The sequence below is a fragment of the Streptomyces sp. NPDC079167 genome (assembly GCF_040686735.1).
Taxonomy (GTDB): domain Bacteria; phylum Actinomycetota; class Actinomycetes; order Streptomycetales; family Streptomycetaceae; genus Streptomyces.
Genome location: NZ_JBFBLO010000002.1, coordinates 269,145 through 292,636 on the forward strand (window position 1 = coordinate 269,145; position 23,492 = coordinate 292,636).

General features: G+C 72.4%; 25 protein-coding genes. 13 read left to right on the forward strand and 12 right to left on the reverse strand.

The window, feature by feature from the left end:
* The first annotated feature begins 67 nt into the window (after window positions 1–67).
* From AB0P41_RS05400 to AB0P41_RS05440, 9 genes are all read left to right on the forward strand, one after another.
* Window positions 68–1,567: an MFS transporter gene (locus AB0P41_RS05400; RefSeq protein WP_365930240.1), complete on the forward strand. Its 1,500-nt coding sequence runs from the start codon at window positions 68–70 to the stop codon at window positions 1,565–1,567.
* Between the two features lie 35 nt (window positions 1,568–1,602).
* Window positions 1,603–2,052: an ester cyclase gene (locus AB0P41_RS05405; protein ID WP_356716420.1), complete on the forward strand. Its 450-nt coding sequence runs from the start codon at window positions 1,603–1,605 to the stop codon at window positions 2,050–2,052.
* An 86-nt stretch (window positions 2,053–2,138) separates the two neighbouring features.
* Window positions 2,139–3,017 carry an FAD binding domain-containing protein gene (locus tag AB0P41_RS05410; protein ID WP_365930241.1) on the forward strand — a complete coding sequence of 293 codons (879 nt, stop codon included), beginning with the start codon at window positions 2,139–2,141 and terminating at the stop codon, window positions 3,015–3,017.
* A 54-nt stretch (window positions 3,018–3,071) separates the two neighbouring features.
* A complete protein-coding gene (locus AB0P41_RS05415) occupies window positions 3,072–3,569 on the forward strand; it encodes a (2Fe-2S)-binding protein (protein WP_365930243.1) in 498 nt (165 codons plus the stop codon).
* Window positions 3,566–5,866 carry a xanthine dehydrogenase family protein molybdopterin-binding subunit gene (locus AB0P41_RS05420; RefSeq protein ID WP_365930245.1) on the forward strand — a complete coding sequence of 767 codons (2,301 nt, stop codon included), beginning with the start codon at window positions 3,566–3,568 and terminating at the stop codon, window positions 5,864–5,866. The genes AB0P41_RS05415 and AB0P41_RS05420 overlap by 4 nt, the downstream gene beginning before the upstream one ends.
* Window positions 5,867–5,916: 50 nt before the next feature.
* A complete protein-coding gene (locus AB0P41_RS05425) occupies window positions 5,917–6,231 on the forward strand; it encodes an acyl carrier protein (protein ID WP_356716412.1) in 315 nt (104 codons plus the stop codon).
* Complete coding sequence (locus tag AB0P41_RS05430) at window positions 6,228–7,037, forward strand: 4'-phosphopantetheinyl transferase superfamily protein (protein WP_365930247.1); 810 nt, start codon at window positions 6,228–6,230, stop codon at window positions 7,035–7,037. Before AB0P41_RS05425 ends, AB0P41_RS05430 begins: the two co-directional genes overlap by 4 nt.
* A complete protein-coding gene (locus tag AB0P41_RS05435; RefSeq protein ID WP_365930249.1) occupies window positions 7,021–8,253 on the forward strand; it encodes an XdhC/CoxI family protein in 1,233 nt (410 codons plus the stop codon). The genes AB0P41_RS05430 and AB0P41_RS05435 overlap by 17 nt, the downstream gene beginning before the upstream one ends.
* Window positions 8,250–8,990: an alpha/beta fold hydrolase gene (locus tag AB0P41_RS05440; RefSeq protein ID WP_365930251.1), complete on the forward strand. Its 741-nt coding sequence runs from the start codon at window positions 8,250–8,252 to the stop codon at window positions 8,988–8,990. The genes AB0P41_RS05435 and AB0P41_RS05440 overlap by 4 nt, the downstream gene beginning before the upstream one ends.
* Here AB0P41_RS05440 and AB0P41_RS05445 read toward each other — a convergent pair.
* The 6 genes from AB0P41_RS05445 to AB0P41_RS05470 all read right to left on the reverse strand — a co-directional run bounded on the left by AB0P41_RS05445 (window position 8,871) and on the right by AB0P41_RS05470 (window position 14,731).
* The gene (locus tag AB0P41_RS05445; protein ID WP_365930253.1) at window positions 8,871–9,665 is read right to left on the reverse strand and encodes an HAD-IB family hydrolase; all 795 of its coding nucleotides are present in this window, start codon (window positions 9,663–9,665) and stop codon (window positions 8,871–8,873) included. The two genes, AB0P41_RS05440 and AB0P41_RS05445, sit on opposite strands and share 120 nt — an antisense overlap.
* A 265-nt stretch (window positions 9,666–9,930) precedes the next feature.
* Window positions 9,931–11,184, reverse strand: a complete 1,254-nt coding sequence (locus AB0P41_RS05450; protein ID WP_356715714.1) for an ABC transporter substrate-binding protein — start codon at window positions 11,182–11,184, stop codon at window positions 9,931–9,933.
* Window positions 11,181–12,227: a branched-chain amino acid ABC transporter permease gene (locus AB0P41_RS05455; RefSeq protein WP_356715832.1), complete on the reverse strand. Its 1,047-nt coding sequence runs from the start codon at window positions 12,225–12,227 to the stop codon at window positions 11,181–11,183. Before AB0P41_RS05455 ends, AB0P41_RS05450 begins: the two co-directional genes overlap by 4 nt.
* Before the next feature lie 46 nt (window positions 12,228–12,273).
* Window positions 12,274–13,164, reverse strand: coding sequence for a branched-chain amino acid ABC transporter permease (locus AB0P41_RS05460; protein WP_356715716.1), 891 nt, complete (start codon window positions 13,162–13,164; stop codon window positions 12,274–12,276).
* Window positions 13,161–13,946 carry an ABC transporter ATP-binding protein gene (locus AB0P41_RS05465; RefSeq protein WP_356715718.1) on the reverse strand — a complete coding sequence of 262 codons (786 nt, stop codon included), beginning with the start codon at window positions 13,944–13,946 and terminating at the stop codon, window positions 13,161–13,163. Before AB0P41_RS05465 ends, AB0P41_RS05460 begins: the two co-directional genes overlap by 4 nt.
* Window positions 13,934–14,731, reverse strand: coding sequence for an ABC transporter ATP-binding protein (locus AB0P41_RS05470; protein WP_356715720.1), 798 nt, complete (start codon window positions 14,729–14,731; stop codon window positions 13,934–13,936). Before AB0P41_RS05470 ends, AB0P41_RS05465 begins: the two co-directional genes overlap by 13 nt.
* Window positions 14,732–14,990: 259 nt before the next feature.
* Here AB0P41_RS05470 and AB0P41_RS05475 point away from each other — a divergent pair, with 259 nt between their 5' ends.
* Window positions 14,991–15,710 carry a helix-turn-helix domain-containing protein gene (locus AB0P41_RS05475; RefSeq protein WP_365930256.1) on the forward strand — a complete coding sequence of 240 codons (720 nt, stop codon included), beginning with the start codon at window positions 14,991–14,993 and terminating at the stop codon, window positions 15,708–15,710.
* A 143-nt stretch (window positions 15,711–15,853) separates the two neighbouring features.
* Here AB0P41_RS05475 and AB0P41_RS05480 read toward each other — a convergent pair whose 3' ends face one another.
* The 3 genes from AB0P41_RS05480 to AB0P41_RS05490 all read right to left on the reverse strand — a co-directional run bounded on the left by AB0P41_RS05480 (window position 15,854) and on the right by AB0P41_RS05490 (window position 17,690).
* Window positions 15,854–16,969: a glycerate kinase gene (locus tag AB0P41_RS05480; protein WP_365930258.1), complete on the reverse strand. Its 1,116-nt coding sequence runs from the start codon at window positions 16,967–16,969 to the stop codon at window positions 15,854–15,856.
* 128 nt (window positions 16,970–17,097) lie between these two features.
* Window positions 17,098–17,559, reverse strand: a complete 462-nt coding sequence (locus tag AB0P41_RS05485; protein WP_365930259.1) for a VOC family protein — start codon at window positions 17,557–17,559, stop codon at window positions 17,098–17,100.
* Window positions 17,556–17,690 (reverse strand): hypothetical protein, encoded by a 135-nt coding sequence (locus AB0P41_RS05490; protein WP_356715728.1) that lies wholly within the window; start codon window positions 17,688–17,690, stop codon window positions 17,556–17,558. Before AB0P41_RS05490 ends, AB0P41_RS05485 begins: the two co-directional genes overlap by 4 nt.
* A 171-nt stretch (window positions 17,691–17,861) precedes the next feature.
* On the opposite strand from AB0P41_RS05490, the gene AB0P41_RS05495 reads away from it, so the two are divergent.
* Complete coding sequence (locus AB0P41_RS05495; RefSeq protein ID WP_356715729.1) at window positions 17,862–18,596, forward strand: NAD-dependent protein deacylase; 735 nt, start codon at window positions 17,862–17,864, stop codon at window positions 18,594–18,596.
* A 28-nt stretch (window positions 18,597–18,624) separates the two neighbouring features.
* Here the strand turns inward: AB0P41_RS05495 and AB0P41_RS05500 are convergent, their stop codons facing one another.
* Window positions 18,625–19,026, reverse strand: coding sequence for a (2Fe-2S) ferredoxin domain-containing protein (locus AB0P41_RS05500; protein WP_356715731.1), 402 nt, complete (start codon window positions 19,024–19,026; stop codon window positions 18,625–18,627).
* A 316-nt stretch (window positions 19,027–19,342) separates the two neighbouring features.
* On the opposite strand from AB0P41_RS05500, the gene AB0P41_RS05505 reads away from it, so the two are divergent.
* Window positions 19,343–19,927 (forward strand): TMEM165/GDT1 family protein, encoded by a 585-nt coding sequence (locus tag AB0P41_RS05505; RefSeq protein ID WP_356715733.1) that lies wholly within the window; start codon window positions 19,343–19,345, stop codon window positions 19,925–19,927.
* Between the two features lie 51 nt (window positions 19,928–19,978).
* Here AB0P41_RS05505 and AB0P41_RS05510 read toward each other — a convergent pair whose 3' ends face one another.
* Together AB0P41_RS05510 and AB0P41_RS05515 are read right to left on the reverse strand one after the other, a co-directional pair.
* Window positions 19,979–20,497 (reverse strand): methylated-DNA--[protein]-cysteine S-methyltransferase, encoded by a 519-nt coding sequence (locus AB0P41_RS05510; protein WP_365930262.1) that lies wholly within the window; start codon window positions 20,495–20,497, stop codon window positions 19,979–19,981.
* Window positions 20,498–20,505: 8 nt separating this feature from the next.
* Window positions 20,506–21,978 carry an AlkA N-terminal domain-containing protein gene (locus tag AB0P41_RS05515; RefSeq protein WP_365930264.1) on the reverse strand — a complete coding sequence of 491 codons (1,473 nt, stop codon included), beginning with the start codon at window positions 21,976–21,978 and terminating at the stop codon, window positions 20,506–20,508.
* 281 nt (window positions 21,979–22,259) lie between these two features.
* On the opposite strand from AB0P41_RS05515, the gene AB0P41_RS05520 reads away from it, so the two are divergent.
* The gene (locus AB0P41_RS05520) at window positions 22,260–23,489 is read left to right on the forward strand and encodes a right-handed parallel beta-helix repeat-containing protein (RefSeq protein ID WP_365930266.1); all 1,230 of its coding nucleotides are present in this window, start codon (window positions 22,260–22,262) and stop codon (window positions 23,487–23,489) included.
* Window positions 23,490–23,492: the final 3 nt, after the last annotated feature.

Sequence of the window (23,492 nt, forward strand, 5' to 3'; positions counted from 1 at the left end):
GGTGCGGCCCCCGCCGCACCGGCCCGTCCGGGGCACCGCCCAGGATCCCGAGAAAGCGAACACCATCATGTCCCAGCTCACCGACACGGCCGCGCAGCCGCGTCCGGAGCCACCCGCAGCCCAGCCGCCGGCGCCCTACGCCAAGCGCTGGCTGATGCTGCCCGTCCTCCTCGCCGCCATGTTCATGGCCCAGTTCGACCTCTACGTGGTCAACGTCGCGGCGCCGTCGCTTGAACACGACCTCGGCGCCGGTCAGGCGGCACTCGAACTCATCGTCGCCGGCTACGGGTTCACGTACGCCAGCGGGCTGATCACCGGCGGGCGCCTGGGGGACCTGCTCGGCTCCCGGGCGATGTTCCTCTACGGCACGCTGGCCTTCACCCTCGCCTCGCTGCTGTGCGGACTCGCGCAGAACTCGGGCGAACTCGTCGGCGCCCGCCTGCTGCAGGGCCTCACCGGCGCGGCCATGGTGCCGCAGGTGCTGGCCACCATCACCAGCGTCTTCCCCGCGGCTGAGCGGGCGAAGGCACTCGCCTGGTTCGGCGTCACCATCGGCGTCGGCGCCGTGGCCGGCCAGATTTTGGGCGGCGTGCTGCTCCAGGTGGACGTGCTCGGCCTCGGCTGGCGCGTGATCTTCCTGGTCAACGTGCCGATCGGCCTGGCCGCCGTCGCCTTCGCGCTACGTCTGCTGCCCCGCCGGGCGCCGGGCGCCGACGTCAGCCTCGACCCGCTGGGTGCCCTCGGGATCTCGGTCTCGCTGGCCCTCTTCCTGCTCCCCCTCGTCATCGGGCGCAGTGAGGGCTGGCCGGTCTGGGCCTGGATCTGCCTCGTGGCATCGGTGCCCCTGATGGCGCTGACCCTGAAGTGGGAGAACGCCCTGCTGCGCCGTGGGGGACAGCCGATGCTGGACACCCTCCTGCTGCGCAACAAGGTGTTCGTGCAGGGCCTCGTCGTGTGCTTCGGAGCCTTCTGCGCCTTCTTCAGCTTCATGTTCGCCCTGACGCTGGTCTTCCAGACGGGTCTGGGACTCAGCCCTCTGGACGCCGGCATCATGTTCACGCCCCTGGGCCTGGCGTTCGCCATCGCCTCCATCCTCTCCCCCCGCATCGCCGCCCGCCAGGGTGCCAGGCTGATCACCATCGGCACGGCCGTGGCCGCGGCCGGCATGCTGGCGCTCGTCATCGACGTCCAGCTCTCCGGGGACGACACGACGGCGCTGCGCCTGGTGGCTCCGATGATCCTCATCGGTCTCGGCAACGGACTGGCGGTACCGGCCGTGACCGGGGCCGTGCTCGCGGGTGCCCGTCCCGCACAGGCGGGAGCCGCCGCGGGAGTGCTGACCACCTCGCAGCAGTTCGCCAGCGCCGCGGGTGTCGCCGTACTGGGCACCGTGTTCTTCGCCGCGGTCGGCACCCGGCACGGTGTCTCCGCCTACGGCGACGCCCTCACCTGGGTCGCCGCCATCGACCTGGCGCTGGTCCTGCTCGCCTGCCTGATGAGCACCCGGCTGCCGCGTCCCCCCAAGCCCGTGGCGCCCGTGGCCACCGCCCCGGCCGCCACCCGCTGAACCAGCCGAACCCGCCTTCCCGAAGGAGCCTCACCATGACCGGAACAGCCCCGTCCGTCATCGCGGACCGCAAGCGGCGCATCGCGCTGCTGTTCGAGGAGATCATCACCAACAACCGCCTGGAACTGGCCGACGAGATCTTCGCCGAGGACTTCTACTGGCCGCAGTTCGACCTGCGTGGCCCGGAGGGCGTCCGTGCGTGGGTGCGGGCCTTCCGTACCGCCTTCCCGGACATCAGCGACCTCGTCCAGGAACAGACCGCGGAAGGCGACCTGGTGGTCACCCGGGTGGAGTGCGTCGGCACCCAGCTGGGCCCGTTCCGGGGTCTGCCGCCGAGCGGCAAGCGGGTCACGTTCACCGCCATCGGCATCGACCGGTTCGACGGCGAGAAGGTCGTCGAGCGTTCGGCCCACTTCGACATCGTCGATCTGATGCGGCAGTTGGGACACGAGTCCCTGCGGGTGCCGCCCGTCGCCCAGCCCTGAGCCGGCCGGCGGCCCCCGTACTCCGGCGGGCCGCCACCGCCCCTCCTTCCCCCTCCTTGTCCGTCGCACCCCGCTCAGGAGAAATCATGAAGCCGGTCCGGTTCGCCTACCACCAGCCCACATCCGTCGGTGAGGCGATCGCGCTGCTCGGCTCCTCGGGGGGCACGGCGCGGGTGCTCGCGGGCGGGCAGAGCCTCATCCCCCAGCTGAACCGCCGCGCCGTGCGGCCCGAGGCCGTCGTGGACATCGGCCGGCTGCCGGGGCTGCGACACTTCGTCGTGGAGGGCGAAGGCCTGCGGATCGGAGCCCTCACCACCCACCACGACCTGGAGACGGCCGACCGTCTGCCGCCCGGATTCGCGGTGGTGCCGGAGACCGCGCGGCTCATCGGGCATCCGCCGGTGCGGTCCCGGGGCACCCTGGTCGGAAGTCTGGCGCACGCGGACCCGCGGGCGGAGTGGTGTCTGCTCGCCGTCCTGCTGGACGCGGTGGTCACCGTGCGCGGGGCCTACGGGGCGCGATCGCTCCCGGTACAGGACCTGTTCGCGGGTGACGGGCGCACCGTCCTCGTCCATGACGAACTGCTGACCGACGTATACCTGCCGCGGCCGGAGCCCACTGCCGCTCTCTCCGAGACGGCCTTCCAGGAGGGCGGACTGCCCCTGGTGGCCGCCGGCGCCGCGGTCCGCCTCGGTCCCGACGGGCTCGCCGTGTCGGTCAGGGCAGCCCTGGCGGGCACCGCCGACCGCCCGGTGCGGCTGCCGGCGCTGGAGCGTGCCCTGTGCGGCACGCGGCCGGACGAGGGCTGGCAGGACAGGGTCGGGGAGGCGGTCGCGGAGCTGCCCGAGCCTCCGTCCGACGAACTCGCGGAATCCTCCTACCGCCGCCGCGCGTCCGCGGCGATGCTCCTGCGGGCCCTCGGGCGGTCGGTCTCCCGCGCCCGGGCCGCCGCACCGGCCTTCTGAAAAGGCCGTCACCCCCTATATCCCACCCGACGTATCCGAGAAAGCAGGCAGGCGATGGACTCCCCCACAGGCACCGCGGAACGCTCCGTGCGTCTCACGGTCAACGGAGAGCAGCGGACCATCTCGGTCGAACCCTGGCGCGGCCTCGCCGACGCCCTGCGCCGGAAGCTGGGGCTGACCGGCACCACCGTCGGCTGCGACCAGGGGGAGTGCGGAAGCTGCACCGTCCTGGTGGACGACGCCCCCGTACGGTCGTGCCTCATGCTCGCCGCGCAGGCGGACGGCGCCGTCGTCGAAACCGTCGAGTCGCTGGCCCCCGCCGGAGAACTGGGCGAACTGCAAACGTCCTTCAGCGAGCACGGCGCCCTCCAGTGCGGCTTCTGCACCCCCGGTTTCCTGATGCTCGGCACCGGTCTGCTGCGCGCGGAACCCGCCGCCGACCGTGCGCGGATCAGGGAGTGCGTCACCGCCAACCTGTGCCGTTGCACGGGATACGGCTCCATCGTCGACGCCGTGGCCGCCCTGGCGGACTCCCCCGAGGAGGCCTCATGAGCGCCATAGGTCTGTCCGTGACCCGGCTGGAGGACCAGCGCCTGCTGACCGGCCGGGGACGTTTCCACGACGACGTGACACGCCCCGGCCAGCTGTGGATGCGTGTGGTCCGCTCGCCCTCCGCGCACGCCCGGCTCGTCGGTGTGGACACCCGGGAGGCTCTGCGGGTGCCCGGTGTCACCGGTGTGTACACCGTCGCGGACCTGCCGGGTGACCTGCGCATACCGGTGCGCCAGCCGCACCCCGGGCTCGACTTCACGCCCTACCTGCAGCCCCCGCTGGCCACCGGGTTCGTCCGTTACGTGGGCGAACCGGTCGCCGTCGTCCTGGCCGAGGACCCCTGTGTGGCGGAGGACGCCGCCGACCTGGTGAGCATGGAACTGGAGGATCTTCCCGTCGCGCTGGACGCCAGGGGCGCCACCGGCGAGCGGCCGGAGAGTCTGGGCGGCGCGGACGCCGAGGTGGGCGTGGTGCGTTTCGCGTACGGGGACGTGGAGGAGGTCTTCCGCACCGCCCCGCACGTGGTGACCGCCGAACTCGGCACCGGCCGCCACAGCGGCACCCCGTTGGAGCCCCGCGGGCTGGTCGCGGAGTGGGACGAGCGCGCGGAGCGCATGACGATCTGGGGTGCGACGAAGGTCCCGTACTTCAACCGCAGGGTGCTCACCACGCTGCTGGGCCTGCCCGAACACAGCATCCACATGCTGGAGTCCGACGCCGGCGGCAGTTTCGGGATACGCGGCGAGTTCTATCCGGAGGACCTCCTCGTCCCGTTCCTGTGCCGGCTGACCGGCCGCCCGGTCAAGTGGTCCGAGGACCGCGAGGAGCACTTCCTGGCGGCGAACCACGCCCGGGAGCAACACCACCGCATCGAGCTGGCCTTCGACGACGAGGGGACGCTGCTGGGGCTGCGCGACGAGGCGTGGCTGGACAGCGGCGCCTACATCCGCACGCACGGCGCGGTCGTCGCGGCCCTCACCTCGGCCATGATCTGCGGTCCCTACCGGCTCGCCGCGTGCAGCAGCGACGTCCACATCGTCATGACGAACAAGACGCCGATCGGCACGTACCGTGCCCCCGGCCGTTTCCAGAACAACTTCGTGCGCGAGCACGCCATGGATCTGGCCGCCACCCTCCTCGCCATCGACCCGGTCGAGCTGCGGCGCCGCAATCTGCTCGACGCCACGGAGCTTCCGCACCGCCGGCCGATGCAGGTCTTCGGAGCCCCGATGCTGCTGGACGGCAAGGACCACCTGGAGCACTTCGACAAGTCCCGGGCGGCTGTGGGATACGAGGCCTGGCGCGCCGAGTCCCGTGCGGCGCGGGCGGCGGGCCGGCTGGTGGGCACCGGATGCGCGGTCCTGCTGGAGAAGGCGGGGCTCGGCCACGACAGCGCCGTGGTGGACATCGGTGTGGGCGGCGCGGTGCGCGTGTCGATGGGCGGGGCAGGATCGGGGCAGGGCATCGAGACGGTGATGGCCCAGATCACGGCGGAGGAGCTGGATGTTCCCGCCGGGACCGTGAAGGTCGTCCTCTCCGACACGGACATCCTGCCGGACGGTGCGGGCAGCTTCGCCAGCCGTTCCACCGTGGTCGGCGGAACGGCGGTGAAGCTGGCCGCCGAGGCGGTGGTCGCCAAGGCGAAGCGGGTGGCGGCCGTGCTCCTGGAGACCGACGCGTCCCGACTGGTGATGGCCGGGGGCGAGGTGGTGGTGGCCGGCGCCCCGGAGCGGAGGGTGCCGCTGGCGGCTGTCGCCGCCGCCTGCTTCACCCCTCGGTTCATCCGCACCGGGGAGGAGCCCGGCCTCATCGGGCGTGGCACGTACGTCGCCGACGGGATGACCTATCCGTACGGCGCCCACTACACACAGGCCGAGGTCGATGCCCGTACCGGAAGAGTCACCCTGCTGCGGTACGCGGTCAGTTACGAGATCGGGCGCGCCGTCCACCCGCGATCCGTCCACGGCCAGCTCGTCGGTGGCGTCGCGCAGGGGATCGGCGGGGCGCTCTTCGAGGAATTCCGCTACGACGAACGCGGCAGACCGCTCTCTCTCACCTTCCGTGACTACCTGTGGCCCCGCGCGTCGGATGTGCCGGACATCCAGGTCGAGTTGTACGAGGACTCCCCTGCACCCGGCAACCCGCTGGGCGTGCGCGGTGCCGGCGAGGGCGGCACCGCCGGCGTGGGCGCCGCCGTCGCCAACGCCGTGCGCGACGCCCTCCAGCTCACGGGTGACGTCGGGAGGCTGCCGCTGCACCCACCGAGGGTGCTGGATCTGCTGCTCGCACGCCGCTGACCCCGCTCCCGCTTCCGGCCCTCCGGCCCGGCACAGAAAGAGAGAACGCCATGCCCCGCCTCGAGTCCTCCCGCCCTGCCTCTCCCGCCCCTCCTGTCTCTCCCACCTCGTCCGTGCGCGAGGACCTCGCCGGTCATGTACGCCGCGCCCTGGGACGTACGCTCGGTGTGCCGCCCGGCGGACTGACCGACGGGCAGGCGGGCCTGCGACAGCTGGGCGTCGGATCGATGGCCGCCCTGGAGCTCCAGCGCCGCCTGGAAGCGGAGCTCGGCGTCTCCGTCAGCCTCCACGTCGTGCTCACCGCCGCCGTCGTCGACGACCTGATCGACCACGTGACCGCGCGGTACGAGCAGGCAGCGGCGTGAGCGCGCCCGGCCGGGCCGCGGGCGGGACGGAGCTCTGGCTGGTCCGCCAGCCCTCCACCGGCACGGCCGCCGACGACTTCGACCGCGGGGTGCTCGACGACACCGAACGCGAGCGGGCCGGGACCTGCCGCCGCTCCGCGGGCGGCCGGCTGTACGCGCTGGCGCACATCGCCCTGCGCCGGCTGCTCGGCCACCGGCTCGGCCTGCCCCCCGCGGAGATCCTCTTCGTACGCGAGCCGTGCCCCGGCTGCGGCGAACCGCACGGCAGACCGGCCGTGCATCCGGACCAAGCGGGGCGTGCCGGCGGGGCGCCGACCCACTTCTCCCTGTCGCACGGCAGCGGTCTGGTGCTGCTGGGGCTCTCGTCCGCGCCCATCGGCGTGGACGTCGAGCAACTTCCCGGCGGGGAGACGGTACAGATCTGCGCCCCGGCACTGCACCCCGACGAGTACGCGGAACTGGCCGCTCTCGGCGACACCGCGCGAAGACAGGCATTCGGGCGCCTCTGGACCCGCAAGGAGGCCTATCTGAAGGGCATCGGCACAGGGCTGAGCCGCGGCCTGAGCGCCGACTACCTGGGCACCGAACGGACACGGCACCCCCGTGGCTGGGCCGTACGGGACCTGCCCTGCGACCCGGGCCACGTCGCCGCCGTGGCCTGGCGCGGCGCCGCCGGGAGTCCGGTGACGGCCAGGTCGCTCGCCCTGGAGTGGCTGCGCCAGCAGACGCCCGGCGCACCGTACGGAGCACTGCTGCTCCCCCTGACTCCGAGAAGGAGAGAGCCCTCACATGCGCGACATAGCTGAACAGTTGCGGACCTGGCACGCGGCCGGCGACCCGTACGCCGTCGCCACCGTCACGCGGGTGTCGGGCAGCGCCCCTCGCGGCCCGGGCGCCGCACTGGCGGTCCGCCGGGACGGCAGCGCCGTCGGCAGCGTCTCGGGCGGCTGCGTGGAGGCGTCGGTGTACGAACTGTGCCTGCGAGCCCTGGCGGAGGGGCGGCCTCTGCGTGAACGGTTCGGGTACAGCGACACCGATGCCTTCGCGGTGGGGCTGACCTGCGGCGGGGAGCTGGATGTCCTGGTCCAGCCGTTCGGACGCGCCGGAGCGGCAGCCGAGACCGGGGACGTCACTCCGCTCCTCGGTACCGTGCTGGCCCGGATCGCGGCCGGTCTCCCGGTGGCGCTGGCCCGGGTGGCGGACGGTCCTGACCGCCTGCTCGGACTCGGTCTCGTCGTCACACCCGACGACTGTCACGGCAGGTTCCCGTCGCGGAGCACCGCCCTCGGACACGCCGTCGAGGCCGAGGCGCGCACCCTTCTGGAGGCGGGCCGCACGGGCGTGTTCACTCTCGGCCCGGACGGCCGCCCGTGTCCCGGGGACGTGCCGGGGACGGTCACGGTGCTGGTGGAGACGTGGGCGCCGCCGCCGCGCATGCTGGTCTTCGGTGCTGTCGACTTCGCCGCGGCAGTGGTGAGCGCCGGCCGCTTTCTCGGCTATCACGTGACGGTCTGCGACGCCCGCCCGGTGTTCGCCACCGCCGCCCGCTTCCCCGACGCGCACGAGGTCGTCGTGGACTGGCCCCACCGCTATCTGGACGCGCAGTCGCCCGCGCTGGACGGCCGCACCGCGCTGTGCGTGCTCACCCACGACGCGAAGTTCGACGTCCCTCTGCTCGTCAGGGCCCTGCGGCTGCCGCTCGGCTTCGTGGGGGCCATGGGGTCGCGCCGCACCCACGCGGACCGGCTGTCCCGGCTGCGCGCGGCGGGGCTCGGCCCCGCCGAGCTGGCGCGGCTGCGCTCGCCGATCGGCCTCGACCTCGGCGCCCGTACGCCCGAGGAGACCGCGGTCTCCGTCGCCGCCGAGATCATCGCGCTGCGGGGCGGGGGCAGTTGCCTGCCGCTGTCCGACGTGTCGGGGGCCATCCACCGTGCCCCGGGCAGGGCCGGCGCCTCCCGCGCGAGGGGCCGCGCTCCCGCGACCGCCCTTCCCGCCCTCCACCCCGTACAGGCAGGACCGTGACACCCCGTACGCCGGGCCGGCGGGTCCGCGTCTACTGTCTGCCGCACGCGGGAGGGAGCGCCGAGGCCTACCGTGACTGGCTGCCGTCCACGGCGGGGACGGGTCCCCGTTTCGTCCCCCTGGAGCTGCCGGGCCGTGGGCGCCGTCGTGACGAGCCCCTGGCAAAGACGATGACGGAGCTGGCGGACGGGGTCCTGGACCATCTCGCCGGGCGGCCTTCCGACGAGCCCTTCGCGCTGTTCGGCCACAGCATGGGAGCCTGTCTGGCCTACGAGACCGCCCGGCGTCTGCGGGCGGCGGGACGTGCGCTGCCGCGGCTCCTGGTGGTGTCCGGCAGCGGGCCGGTGGGAGCGGGTGGTCGTACGGCCGCGTCCGCCTGTTCGGACGAGGAGCTCCTGGACCGCCTCGAGAAGCTCGGCGGCACGCCGCCCGAACTCCTGCGCCACCGGGCGCTGAGACCCCTGTGGCTGCCCGCGGTGCGCGCCGACCTGAGGCTGACGTCCGCCTTCACCGACCGGGCGCGCCCCACCGTGCTCGACTGTCCGATCCTGGCTCTGGGAGGAAGCGGGGACCCCTTGGCCGGCCCTGGCGAAGTCGGCGGATGGAGCACGCTGACGTCAGCGGGCTTCCATCAACGCCTGTACCCCGGGGGCCACTTCTTCCTGCACGGGCACCGGCGCGCGATCACCGCCCACATCGCGGACCTCCTGGCCGCCCACCCTGTGCGCGGCTGCTGACGGGTCCGGTGCGGGCTCGGCCCCGGGCGCCCGCGGGTAGGCCGCGAGTGCCGGGTCGTCACCGACCGCGTACGGCCGGCCCACACAGTCGAGCATCGGGATGTCGGAGACGTGGTCCCCGTAGGCACAGCAGTCGCGGGCGTCGATGCCGGGGTGGAGCCGCAGGGCCCCTCGCACTGCGGACCGTTTCCCCTCGCCGATGACCGGTTCCCGGATCTCACCCGTGTACGTCCCGTTCTCGGTGAGGAGTTCGGTGCACAGGACGTGCGCCGCGCCGACCTCGGCCGCGATCGGCGTGACGCACGGCGGGAACGATCCGGAGACGAGGACGACGCCCGCTCCGGCCGCACGGTGCCGGGCGAGTTCGGCCCGGGTGCCGGGCAGGAAGAAGTCCGCTCCGGCGGACCGCAGCGCATACCACTCCGTGCCCAGCCGTTCGGTCTCCTCCACGCTCCGGCCGGCCCACAGCCGGTAGTACGCGCGGTTCACCTCCGACCGCGGTGTCCCGGCCGCACTCAGGGCGCGTATCCCGTCGGCCACCTGCTCGTACCACGGCACCGAGACGAAGCGGAGGAAGTCGAACATCGTCTTCAGCCCCACCAGGGTCTCGTCCACGTCGGAGAAGACGAGGTATCGCCCGCCGCACTCCCCCGACCCGCAGTTCCCCACACCCACGATCTCCCCCTAGGCCGACCCGGATCCCCAAAAAAACCTACCAGAAGGAATCATGAAGGGACCGCCGGATCGCGCTGCCATGGGGGCGGAGAACGTCCAGAACGAGTTCACGTATTACACGGTGGTCCTGCCGATCCTCGCCGACGACATCGTCACGTACGTACAGCTCGCTGAGGGCGCCCGCGGGGCACACCTTCGCCCCGTCGAGCGGCAACACGGAGACGGGCCCGGCCTACGCGGCCGGGCCCGTCTCCGTGCGGGGAGGTCAGGGCTTGAGCGTGAACGACTCGGCGGCCGGGGCCACCTCGGCCGGGCGGACCACCTTGAGGCCTCCGGGCGTCTTGGCGTCCGGCTTCATGACGACGGTCTGCCGGGTGGACGGCGCCGCGGGGTCGCTGAAGTCGTGCGAGATCCCGAAGTCGGCGCCGAAGTCCTTGATGGTGAGCAGGGCCTTGTCGACGCCCTCACGGGTGAGGTCCTTGGACTCGCATGCCTTCCTCAGCGCCTCGCCGAACACGGACGCCGCGTTGTATCCGGCGATGACGCCGTTGTCGAGGCCGTCCTTGGGGTACTGGGCCGCATACGCCTTGGCCAGCTTCGCCGGGCCTGCCGCCGCGTCACCGATCGGCAGGGTCGACGCGCCGATGTAGTAGTCCTTCTGCAGGGCGGCGCCCGCCTGGGTCGCCAGGAGCTGCGGGGCGTACGCCGAGTTGTTGCCGACGACGGGGACGTCGAAGCCGGTGGCCGCGGCCACGCCGACCAGGGAGGCCGCCTGGCGCGGGCCGGCACTGATGACGACCGCCTTGACGCCGGCCTGCTTCAGCGCGGAGACCTGGGCGGTCATGTCGTTGTCGGTCGGCTTGATCTTCTGCTCGACGACGGTGAGGCCCGCTTCCTTCGCAGCGTGCTTCGAGCCCGCGAGGGCGTTCTCGCCGTAGTCGCCCTCGAAGTAGACGTGACCGATCTTGTCGCCCTTGGCGATGCGCTTCTCGTCGAGCAGGAAGTCGATCAGGTTGATGGTCTCGACGTCGTACGTGGCGCCGATGACGCGGACGTACTCGGAGCCGACCAGGTTCGCGGACCATGCCTGGGGCAGGACGATGGCCTTGTCCTGGCCGTCGATGCGCGACTCGACGGCGGAGACGAACGGGGAGCCGATGAACTGGGTGAAGCCCAGCACCTCCGGTTCGAGTTCGGTGTAGGCGCCGATCGCCTTCTGCGGGTCGTATCCGTGGTCACGGACGGTCAGTTCGATCTGCCGGTCGCAGATGCCGCCGGCCTTGTTGGTCTCCTCCACCCAGAGCTGCTGGGCCTGGGTGACGCTCTTGCCGAGCGAGGCGTACACCCCCGTCATGTCGGTCAGGGCCCCGAGGGTGATCTTCGAGTCGGTGACGCCCTCCCCGGCCTTCACACCGTTCTTGTCCGCGGCGCCGTCGTCCGACGACTTCGCCTTCTCGCTGCACCCCGCGAGGGTGAGGGTGAGAGCCGCGACAACGGCTCCGACAACACGTAGTTTCATTTCTTCTTCTCCCCTGGATTCTTCAGACGCGCAATGCCGCCGGGCAGGAACAGGACGACCGCGACGACCGCGGCGCCGTACAGATAGCGGGACGCCTCGCCCGGTGCGATGCCGCCCGTACCAGGGGCGGACACCAGGGGGAGGGAGTCGCTGTAGTGGGTGAGCACCTGCGGGAGCAGCGACACGAACGCGGCGCCGATGACGGCTCCCGCGACGCTGCCCAGCCCGCCGATGACGATCATGGCGAGGTATTCGAGGGACAGGATCATGCCGAAGTACTCGGGCACGGTCCGCTGGAAGACCAGCGCGAGCAGGACGCCCGCGAGGCCCGCGTACATCGAGGACAGGACGAAGACGCCCGCCCGGTACCGGGCGACCGGCACCCCCATGACGCCGGCCGCGATCCGGTGGTCCCGGATGGCGTTGAGCGCCCTGCCGGGCCTTCCGCGCAGCACCCCGCGGGCGAAGAGCCCGCCGGCCAGCAGGGCGGCCAGCCCCAGGTACCAGAGCTTCTCCGACGACTGGAAGGGCACTGCGGCGACGACCACTTCGGCGTCGTCGAAGGTGAACCCGAAGAGCGAGAGGGGCGGCACCGGACGGCCGTTGAAGCCACCGGTGAGCGAGCCCGCGTTGAACAGCACGTGCTGGCCGATGAAGATCAGCGCGAGCGTGGCGATACCGAGGTAGGCGCCGCTCAGCCGCCCCGCGATGGGGCTGAAGAGCCCTCCGGCCGCGCCTGCCAGGAGCACGGCCAGGACGGCCGCGAGCCAGGTGGGCAGGCCCAGGCCGGTGACGGCGTGCCCGTTCTCCGTGCTGCTCTCGCCTCCCAGGATGCAGTAGCCGTACGCGCCCACGGCGAGGAAGAACGCGTGCCCCATGGAGAGCTGGCCGGTGGAGCCGGTGAGCAGGTTGAGCCCGATCGCCCCGATCGCGGCGGCCATGGCGAACAGCCCGGCCTGGAGCCAGAAGCGGTCCAGGTAGAACGGGAACAGCAGGAGCAGCACGGACCCGGCGAGCCAGAGGTAGGGGGCGGGGCGGCGCAGCCGGCCGGTGAACGACTCCCCCCGGGCCGCGGTGTCCTTGACGGCTTCAGACACGGGACAGCTCCTTCGTACCGAAGAGTCCCGCCGGCCGGACCAGCAGGACGACCACCATCACCAGATACGGGGCGAGATCACCGATGCCGCGTCCGAGGAAGGAGAGGTCGCCCTGGTAGCCCGTGGCGAGTGACTCGGTGACTCCGACGACGAGACCTCCGACGAGTGCCCCGGTCGTCGAGTCGAGGCCGCCGAGGATCGCGGCGGGGAACGCCTTGAGGGCGGCGAGTGAGGTGGCCCGTTCCAGGCCGGGGGTCGGGAACACGGTGAGGAAGAGCGCGGCGACGGCGGCGAGTGCTCCCGCGACGGCCCAGGCGGAGAGGGAGACCCGGCCGAGGCGGATGCCCATCAGCGCGGCGGTCTGCGGGTTCTCCGCGGCGGCCCGCATGGAGACGCCCCACGAGGTGAAGCGGAAGGCGAGCAGGAACACCGTGATGAGCATCCCCGCCACGAGGAAGGCCGCGATGCGGGTCTCCGCGAGGGTGACGCCCCCTATGGTGACGACGTCGTCACCCCACGGGTCGCCCAGGGACATGACGTCCGTCCCCATGCGCCGGGTGAGTTCGGTGGTGAGGATGATGTCGACGCCGATGGTGACGATGGCCAGGACGCTCTGGTCGCTCCCCCGGTAGCGGCGCATGACGAAGAACTCGACCGCCGAGCCGACGACGGCGGCGCCCGCGATGCCGACGCCCAGGGCCGGCCAGAAGCCGATGTCGTCGTGGAGCACGGCGGTGACGTAACCGCCCGCCAGGAGCAGCGAGGCGTGGGCGAAGTTGACGACCTCGGTCGCCTTGAAGATGACGACGAAGCCCAGGGCGATCAGTGCGTAGACCGACCCTATGGAGAGGCCGCCGAGGAGGAGTTCGATGAAGGTGGTCATTCCTGTGCCCCCAGGTAGGCCTGCACGACGGCCGGGTCGTTCTGCACCTCGGCGGGCGTGCCACCCGCGATCCTGCGTCCGAAGTCGAGTACGGTCACGGCGTCCGCGAGCCGCATCACCACCCCCATGTCGTGTTCGACCATGACGATCGAGATGCCGAGGCTGTCGCGCACACCGGCGACGACGGCCGCGGTGCGGCGGCGTTCGTCGGCGGTCATGCCCGCGATGGGCTCGTCCAGGAGCAGGACCTCGGGCTCCATGCACAGGGCGCGGCCGAGCTCGACGAGCTTCTGCTTCCCGTACGGGAGGGCGCCGGCGGGGAAGTCGAGTTCCTTGTCCAGTCCGATGAACTCGGCGATCTCCCGCACCCGTTCGTGATGCCGACGGGCCTCACGGGTCGCGGAGGGCAGCCGCAGTCCCGAGGCCAGGAATCCGGCGCGGGTGAGCCGGTGCCGGCCGAGCATGAGGCTCTCGGCGACGGTGGCGTGCGGCGGCAGGGCCAGGTTCTGGAAGGTGCGGGCGACACCGAGGTCGGCGATCCTGTGCGGGGCGAGACCGGTGAGTTCGGTGGAACCGAGGTGCACGCTGCCCGAGGTGGCGCGGTAGACGCCGGAGAGCACGTTGAACGTGGTGGACTTTCCCGCGCCGTTGGGGCCGATGACGGCGTGCACGCTGCCCGGTTCGACGGTGAAGGACACCGCGTCGAGCGCGGTGAGTCCGGCGAAGCGCACGGTCACGTCGCGTACGGCGAGAGGGGCCGGAGCGGTCGTCACGCGGACCACCTGCTCAGGGTGCGGGTGACGCCTTCGGCCTGTACGGCGTCCTCGGCGGCGGTCTCGTCGACGACACCGAGATAGCGGCGGCGCACCTCGTCGGATGCGGCGAGTTCGTCGGCCGGGCCGTCGAGCGCGACCTCGCCGACGTCCAGGACGTACGCCGTGGAGGCGAGCCGCAGCGCGATGGCCGCGTTCTGCTCGACGAGCATGACGGAGGTGCCGCCCGCGTTGATCTCCTGGATCGTCTCGGCGATCCTGGCCGCCATCAGCGGGGCGAGCCCGAGGGACGGCTCGTCGAGCAGCAACAGGCGGGGTGCGGCCATCAGGGCCCGGCCCATCGCCAGCATCTGCTGCTCACCGCCGGAGAGCAGACCGGCCCGCTGGTGCGCGCGCTCGGCGAGCACGGGGAACAGTTCGTGTACGCGCTTCAGGGCGGCGGCTGCCGCCTTCCGGCCGCCGCGTGTCCCGAGGGCGCCCGCCCGCAGATTGTCCGCCACCGTCATCCGGGCGAACACCTGCCGCCCTTCCGGCACCTGGATCACTCCCGCCGCCACCACCTGGGCGGGGCGGAGCCCGTCCAGGGGACGGCCGTCGAAGCGGATGGTGCCCGTGCCCGTGCCGCGGTGGAAGCCGAGGGTCCGCGATACGGCCCGCAGCAGCGTGGTCTTGCCGGCGCCGTTGCCACCGAGTACAGCGGTGATCGCGCCGGCCGGCACGTCGACGGAGACGTCGCGCAGTGCCCGTACCGGGCCGTAGCCCACGGACAGTTCGCGGATCTCGAGCGTTGCCATGCGTCCTCCTCCTTCCGACTGGTCGTTGTGGTGCCACAGACCAGCAGTGGGCGCGGCGCGCGTCCACGGCCCCGGGCGCAATCGCTGCGGGTGACCAGTCTTCGAAGGGCCCGGTTGTGCGTGTGCACAGAGGGAGGTGATGCGCGGCCCTCCCCGGGGCGGCCGGTGGCATCCTCACCAGCCATGAGCGGGTCGGTTCCATCCACTGGATCCGGCCTGTTCCGGACGAGAGGCCCTGGCTGCGGAACGGAGCGAAGACATGCGGCTGCGCGGTGACGAGCAGGGCCGGGCACTGCTCGATGCCCTGCTGGAGGGCCGGTCGGAGCCGGGCCTCGCGGCGCGCGCGGCGAGCGGTCTCGGTCTGCCGGAGCGGGGGCGTTACGCGGTGGCGGTGGTGCGGGCGGGCGAGGGCGGGCCGGTGTGCGCGGCGCTGGAGGCGGAGGGGGTGCGGTGCTTCCTGCGGGGACGAGGAGACCGCGAGACGGTGGTCGTCGCTCTGGGGGACCGGGACACGGAGTCGCTCACCGCCCTGCTGGCGCGGTGTCCGGGCCCCGGCGGTATCGGTCCGGTGGCCGACGGCCTGACGGGGCTGGGGGCCGCGTGCCGGCTGGCGGAGGTGGCGCTGCTGACGTGTCCGCCGGGCACGGCGGGGATCGTCCGGCTGGAGGAGCGGCTTCCCGCGGCGCTGGTGGTGAGCCAGCCGGAGCTGGCCGCCCGGCTGGTCGCCGACGTCTTCGGCCCGCTGCTGGCGCTGGATCCGGCGGACCGGGCGCTGCTGGTGCGGACGCTCGAGGCGTGGCTGGAGAGCGGGGGGTCGGCGGGGAGGGCGGCCGGGCGGCTGTACTGCCACCGCAACACCGTGCTCAACCGCTTGCGGCGGCTGGAGCGGCTGACCTCGCGGTCGTTGTCACGGCCGCGTGAACTGACCGAGATGACGCTGGCGCTGGAGGCGTTCACGCTGACGGCACCGCAGCCGTGAAAGGGGTGCCGACTGCCCGGCACCGCAGCCGTGAAAGGGGTGCCGACCGCCCGGCACCGCAGCCGTGAAAGGGGTGCCGACCGCCCGGCACCGCAGCCGTGAAAGGGGTGCCGACCGCCCGGCACCCCCCTCATGACGGTGCGTCAGGACAGGAAGTCGCGGGCGATCGCCTCGGCCGCGCGTTCCAGCAGGGGTCCGGCCTGTGCCATGCAGACGGCGGGGTCCGGTTCCAGGTCCGTCAGTGCGTAGGCCCGGCGTATGCCCGCCTTGCCCAGGGCCTCCGGCGGCAGCGCGAGGCGCCCGCAGACGGCGACGGCCTCCACCCCCGCGGCGCGCGCCGCGGCGGCGACGCCCGCCGGGGCCTTGCCGTGCAGGGTCTGCTCGTCGAGCGAACCCTCGCCGGTGACGACGAGCGTGGCACGGGCCAGCGCGGGGGCGAAGCCGAGAACGTCGAGCATGACCTCGATGCCGGGCCTGAAGCGCGCGCCCAGCGCGACCAGCGCGCCGTAGCCGATGCCTCCGGCGGCACCCGCTCCGGGCAGCTCGGCGGTCTCGGGGCCCAGCACCGACGCGTAGTGGACGAGTGCCGCGTCGAGGACCGCGATGTCGTCCTCGCCGGCGCCCTTCTGCCGGCCGTAGACCTCGGGGGCGCCCTTCGGGCCGGTCAGCGGGTTGTCCACGTCGCTGGCCAGGATCAGGTCGATGTCCGCGAGCCGGGGGTCGAGCCCCGACAGGTCGGCCTCGGCCAGTTCGGCGAGCGCGCCCCCACCGGGGCCGACGGGCTTGCCGTCGCCGTCCAGGAAGCGGGCCCCGAGCGCGGCGAGCATGCCGGCCCCGCCGTCCGTCGTGGCGCTGCCGCCGACGCCGAACACGATCGTCCGGGCGCCCGCGTCGAGCGCGGCCGCCAGCAGCTCCCCGGAGCCGTACGTGGTCGCCGTGAGCGGGGCGAACTCGCCAGCGGGGAGGTGCTGGAGGCCCGAGGCCTCGGCCATCTCCACCACGGCGGTGGCGCCGCGCACCGCGTACGCCCCCGTGACCTGGTTCCCGAGCGGGCCGGTCACCCGCGCCTCGCGGCGCTCGAACCCGGCGGCCACCGCCGCCGCGACCGTGCCGTCGCCGCCGTCCGCGACGGGCAGGGTCTCGACCCGCACGCCCGGTACGGCGCGCCGCAGCCCGGCCGTCACCCGCTCCGCGACCTCCACGGCCGTCAGCGAGCCCTTGAACTTGTCCGCCGCCACGAGCACGTGGGGGGTCTCCATCACTGCTCCGTCCGTCACCTTGTATCCCTTTGCTTTCGAACAGGCAGTCGCGCCGCCCCGACCTTATCCGGAGCACCCCTGATCTGCCCATGGCTGTCCGAAACCGTGTGACCGGCCCTGCGGCGCCGTCAGTCCAGGCAGAACTCGTTGCCCTCCGGGTCGGCCATCACGATGAAGCCGGCGCTCATCGGAGGAGCGGGCTCGTCGCGGCGTACCCGTGTCGCTCCCAGTGCGACGAGCCGTTCGCACTCGGCCTCCAGCGCCGCCATCCGCTCCTCTCCCTGGAGTCCGGGGGCCGCTCGGACGTCGAGGTGGACACGGTTCTTGGCGGTCTTGCCCTCCGGGACCTGCTGGAAGAACACGCGCGGGCCGTGTCCCTCGGGGTCCTCGATCGCCGATCTCGAATTGCGCTGCTCCTCCGGCACGCCGATCCCCGCGAGGAAGTCGTCCCACGCTGCCAGCGGGTCGGCGCCCTCCGGCAGGTCGACACCGGGCGGGCCGGGGTGGACGTAGCGCAGTGCGTCGCGCCAGAAGGACGACAGCGCTCGCGGGTCGTGGGCGTCGAAGGTGACCTGGAAGTGGCGGCTCATCGGCTTGCTCCGTTCGTGGCGTGATGCGTGGGGAGGCAGAGGTCGCACGGCCGGCAGAGCTCGGACAGGTGGTGGATCAGCTCGCGGTGGATGTGCGGCACCGGCGACCGGTCGAGGGCCTCTGCGTCCATGGGACCACCCTGGCACCCGTTCAGGACAGGACCGGTCCGCCTTCCCCGGCAGGGTGGGCCGTACGTGGCGGACGGTGACGAGCGGAGCACGACGGAGCGGGTGTGGAGCCCCGAGCCGTGCCCCGCGGAAATACCGTCGCAGGTGCCGGGAGCCGTCCGTAGGCTCGGGCCATGACTCTCGTCGCGATCCTCAGCGGCGCCGGCGTCTCCACGGACTCCGGCATCCCCGACTACCGCGGGCCGCAGGGCCTCTGGCGGAAGGACCCGGAGGCGGAGAAGCTCGTCACGTACGACTTCTACATGTCCGATCCGGACATCCGGCGCCGCTCCTGGCAGATGCGCCGCACGAGCGCGGCCCGGGGCGCCGAGCCGAACGACGCCCATCGTGCGGTGGCCGCGCTCGAACGGTCGGGCACCCCGGTCCGGGTGATCACCCAGAACATCGACGGACTGCACCAGCGGGCGGGGCTGTCCGCCCGCAAGGTCGTCGAACTCCACGGCACGGCGCACGAGGTGGTCTGCACCCGGTGCCACGCCCGGTCGGCCATGGCGGACGCGCTGGCCCGGGTCGAGGCCGGCGAGGCGGACCCGCCGTGCACGGTCTGCGGCGGGATCCTGAAGCCGGCGACGGTGATGTTCGGCGAGCGCCTGGATCCGCAGGTGCTGGCCGACGCCATGGCGATCACCAAGGCCAGCCAGGTGTTCATCGCCGTGGGTACGACGCTCCAGGTACAGCCCGCGGCGTCGCTGGCGGGGATCGCGGTGGAGCACGGGGCCCGGCTCGTCGTGGTGAACGCCGAGCCGACCCCGTACGACGACTTGGCCGACGAGACCGTACGCGAACCGATCGGGACGGCCCTGCCGGCGCTGCTGGAGCGTCTCTCCTCGGGGAGCGACGCCCTCTGACCACGGACGGCGGGCGCCCGGCAGGCGCTCAGTCGTCCAGGCCGGCCCGGATCCGGCGGGAAGGGCTGAAGGCGTACAGCTCCAGGATCTCCGGGGCGTCCGCGAGGCCGGGCCCGCCCTCCGCCGCCCAGGCGGCGATGTCGGCGACGGCGTGCGGATCGTTGACCAGCCCCAGCCAGACGGGGCGGCCGCCCGCTCGGCGGCCCTCGGCCGAAGGCTGTACGACGATGACGTTGCCGTGCTCGCAGGCGTCCAGGCACTCCACCGCTCGCACGGTCGCGGCCCCGCCCGCGGACTGCCGCAGTTGCGCGAGCTGCCCGGCGTGGTCCACTCCCGGGATCTTCCCGGTGCCGCAGCAGCAGCCCCGGCAGACGCTCACCGTGGGCCGGGACGGGCCGGGTGCGGCGGCCTTGTGCGGTCGGCGGCTCATGCGGGTGCGCTCCCGGGGGCTGTACGGCTGATGACCGTAGGACTCTACCGAGCCGCTCCCCCGCAGGTCCGGTGAGGTAGTGTTGACGGCTGCGAAGGGGAGTAGCCCTGCAAACCGGTCGTCGACACACTGGAGCCTCCGGGTTCCCGGTGGCCGGGTTCGTGGATTCCCACGGACGGGCGAGACCTTCGGTCAGGTATGACACGTCCGCGCCCTGCGGGCGTTGCCGTCATGCCGGGCCGAGTGGTCCTCCGAAAAGCCCCTGCGGCGCTTCGCGGAAGTCCCGGAGCCCGGCTCTCACAGAAGGCCACCCGGAATGCATCTCGACCCCCTGGCGATCCTCACCGCCTTCGGGCTGATCTTCCTCGCGGAGCTCCCCGACAAGACGATGTTCGCCTCGCTGGCCATGGGCACGCGTATGCGCCCGCTCTACGTCTGGTTCGGTACGTCGTCCGCGTTCATCGTGCACGTCGCCATCGCGGTCGGGGCGGGCGGGCTGATCGGCCTGCTGCCCGACTGGATCGTCAAGGTGGTCTCGGCCGCCCTCTTCGCCTTCGGCGCCTTCATGCTGCTGCGCAGCGGTGGCGGGGACGACGACGAGGACGGGGAGATCAAGACCGTCACCGGATTCTGGCCGGTCTACTCGACCGCCTTCATGGCGGTCTTCATCAGCGAGTGGGGCGATCTGACCCAGATCACCACCGCGAACCTGGCCGCGAGCAACGGCGCCTGGTCCACGGCCGTCGGGGCGGCCGTCGCCCTGATGTCGGTGTCGGCGCTGGCGCTGCTGGCCGGGCGGTTCATCGCCAAGCGGGTGCCGCTGAAGACGGTGCAGCGCATCGGCGGGGTGTGCATGCTCGGTCTGGCGATCTGGTCGGTCGTCGAAATCTTCACGGGCTGAGCGCGCACCGTGACGGGCTGAGCGGAGTGGCCGGGCCCCCGGCCGCCCCGCTCAGAACAGGGCAGGCACCTCGCACGCGCTCCCCCGCTCGAAGGCGAGCAGCCGCTGCTTGCGGTCCAGCCCGCCGCCGTACCCCGTCAGGCTCCCGGAGGCTCCGATGACGCGGTGGCAGGGCACGATGATCCCGACCGGGTTCCTGCCGTTGGCGAGGCCCACCGCGCGGGATGCTCCGGGCTTGCCGAGCCGGTCGGCCAGTTCTCCGTAGGAGCGGGTCTCGCCGTACGGGATGCGTACGAGCTCGGACCACACTCCGCGCTGGAAGTCGGTGCCGTGCAGGTGCAGCGGGAGGTCGAACTCCTTCAGCTCGCCCGCGAAGTAGGCGTGCAGCTGGCGGACCGTCTCACCGAAGGGCCGGGCGTCGGGTGCGCCGAAGGTCTCCTCCGGCGGCCGGTGCCGCTGTCCGGTCATGTAGAGACCGGACAGCACGCCGTCGGTCGCGACCAGGGTGAGCGCCCCGTACGGGCTGTCGACGACCGTGTGCTGCCTGGTCGCCGTGGGTGTGGTGGTCATGGTCGTCCTCAGCTGGGCAGGTGGTTGACGGGGTGGTCGTCGACGGTCCACAGATACTGCACCGCGTACGCCCGCCAGGGGCGCCACCGCGTGGCGGACGCGGTGAGGGCGGCGGGGGTGGCCGGGAGTCCGAGCTGTCCTGCGGCCCTGCGGATCCCGAGGTCGGTGGGGAGGAAGGCGTCCGGGTCCCCGAGGGCCCGCATGGCGATGACCTCGACCGTCCAGGGGCCGAAACCCGGCAGTGCGCCCAGTTCCGCGCGGGCCCTCTCCCAGTCGGTCCCCTCGCCCAGCTTCAGGGACCCGTCGGCGAGGGAGGCCACGAGGGTGGTGAGTGTGGCGCGGCGGCTGCGCGGCAGGGCGAGCGTCTCGGGGTCGAGCCCGGACAGCGCCTCGGCCGTCGGGAAGAGGTGGGTCAGGCCGCCTTCGGGATCCTCCACCGGGGTCCCGTGGGCGCGGACCAGACGGGCGGCGTGGGTGCGGGCGGCGGCGGTGGAGACCTGCTGGCCGAGCACCGCGCGTACGGCGAACTCCGCCGCGTCGACGGTGCGCGGCACCCGGCGCCCCGGGGCCGCGTCGACCAGCGGGGCGAGCAGCGGATCCGAGCGGAGCCGGTCGTCCACGGCGACCGGGTCGGCGTCCAGGTCGAGGAGTCTGCGGCAGCGGCTGATGGCCTGGGTGAGGTCGCGGGGGTCGGTGAGGGAGAGCCGGCAGTCGATGTGGCCGGGCCGCGGGGACAGCGCCACGATGCCGTGCCCGTGCGGCAGGGTGAGCGTGCGGCGGTAGGCGCCGTCGCGCCATTCCTCGACGCCGGGGACTGCGGTGGCGGCGAGATGCCCGAAGAGGTTGCTGGGGTTGAGCGGGGCGCGGTACGGGAGCCGGAGCGCTATCGACCCCGGAACGACGGGCTTACGGGCCCCGCGTTCCGCCCGGGAGCGCAGCTCGCCCGGGGCGAGCGCGAAGACCTCCCGCACGGTGTCGTTGAACGTACGGATCGATGAGAACCCCGCCGCGAACGCGACCTCGGCCATGGGGAGCCCGGTCGTCTCGATGAGGACCCGGGCGGTCTGGGCGCGCTGGGACCTGGCCAGCGCGAGCGGGCCCGCGCCGACCTCGGCGAGGAGCTGGCGCTCGACCTGCCGGGCGGAGTAACCGAGCCGGGCGGCCAGTCCCTGGACGCCCTCCCGGTCGACGACGCCGTCCTGGATGAGCCGCATGGCCCGGGCGACGGAGTCGGCGCGGGCGTTCCACTCCGGGGAGCCGGGGCTGGTGTCGGGCCGGCACCGCTTGCAGGCGCGGAACCCGGCCTGCTGGCACGCGGCGGCGCTGGGGTAGAAGGTCATGTTCCGGGCCTTCGGTGCCACGACCGGACAGCTGGGCCGGCAGTAGATCCGGGTGGTCAGGACCGCTGTGAAGAACCAGCCGTCGAAGCGGGCGTCCTTCGACTGTACGGCCCTCACGCAGCGCTCGGTGTCGGTGTGCATGGTCCAAGCATCGGGCACGGGAGGGCCGGCCGGCTGGCGGAAATCCGACATCGATGTCGCGCGGCGATCCGACACGGCTGCACGGCCGCCGACGGCTCGCCTATCCGGTTCTTGTTCAGATTCATGAATTCTGATCACGTACACATCTATTGACGTGACCACGACACGCACTTACGGTCCAGGAAAGCGCTTGCCCCCCACCCAGTGTGGCCCCGGCAGCCCGCCCTGTTCAGCGGAACGAACAGATGGGCTGCCGAACCAACCCGACCTGGAGACGATCGATGCAGAAGAAGAAGCCCGTCATCGCGTGTATCAGCCTGCTGGCCGGATCGGCCCTCGCGCTGTCCGGCACCATGGCGCAGGCCGCTCCCGCCCCCCGCACGGCCGCCGCGACCGGAACGGCCGGTGCCTCCGCCGCGCCGGCAGCCGACGCCCTGTACGTGGCGCCCGAGGGCAACGACGACGCGGCGGGCACGGAGTCGGACCCGACGACGCTCTCGTCGGCGATCAGCCGCGTCAGCCCCGGCGGGACGATCTACCTGCGCGGCGGGACGTACGAGTACTCGGAGACGGTCACCATCCCGCCGGGCAACGACGGCACGTCCGGTGCCCGCACGACGCTCGCCGCCTACCCGGACGAGACCCCTGTCCTCAACTTCGCGGCCATGAGCGAGGACCCGGCCAACCGCGGGCTCGCCGTGAACGGCGCGTACTGGCACATCGACGGCATCATCGTCGAGCACGCCGGAGACAACGGGATCTTCGTGGGCGGCAGCGACAACGTCATCGAGCATGTGGTGACGCGCTTCAATCACGACTCGGGACTGCAGATCTCCCGGATCGCCTCCGACACCCCCGACGACGAGTGGCCCGCCGACAACCTCATCCTGAGCTCGGAGTCGCACGACAACGCGGACTCCGACGGTGAGGACGCCGACGGCTTCGCGTCGAAGCTCACCTCGGGCCCCGGGAACGTCTTCCGCCACACCGTGTCCCACAACAACATCGACGACGGCTGGGACCTCTACACCAAGTCCGAGACGGGCCCCATCGGCCCGGTGACCATCGAGGACTCCCTCTCCTACGACAACGGGACGCTGTCCGACGGGACCGTCAACTCCGACGGCGACCGCAACGGCTACAAGCTCGGCGGTGACGGCATCGAGGTGGACCACATCGTCCGGCGCAACATCGCCTACAACAACGGCCACCACGGATTCACCTACAACAGCAACCCAGGCTCCATGACGGTGTCGGGCAACGTCAGTATCGACAACGCCGAGCGCAACTTCTCGTTCGACAAGGGCACTTCGGTGTTCCGCGACAACGTCTCCTGCCGCGGTGACGACGGCTCCAACGACAAGACGGTGGGCGACGCGGACAGCTCCAACCAGTTCTGGACCGGCTCGAACGGCTCGTCCTGCTCGGCTTACTCCGGTGCGATGGACTGGTCGTTCGCCTCGGACGGCTCCCTTGTCGTGACCTTCGGCGGCAAGAAGGTGACGCCGTAGCCG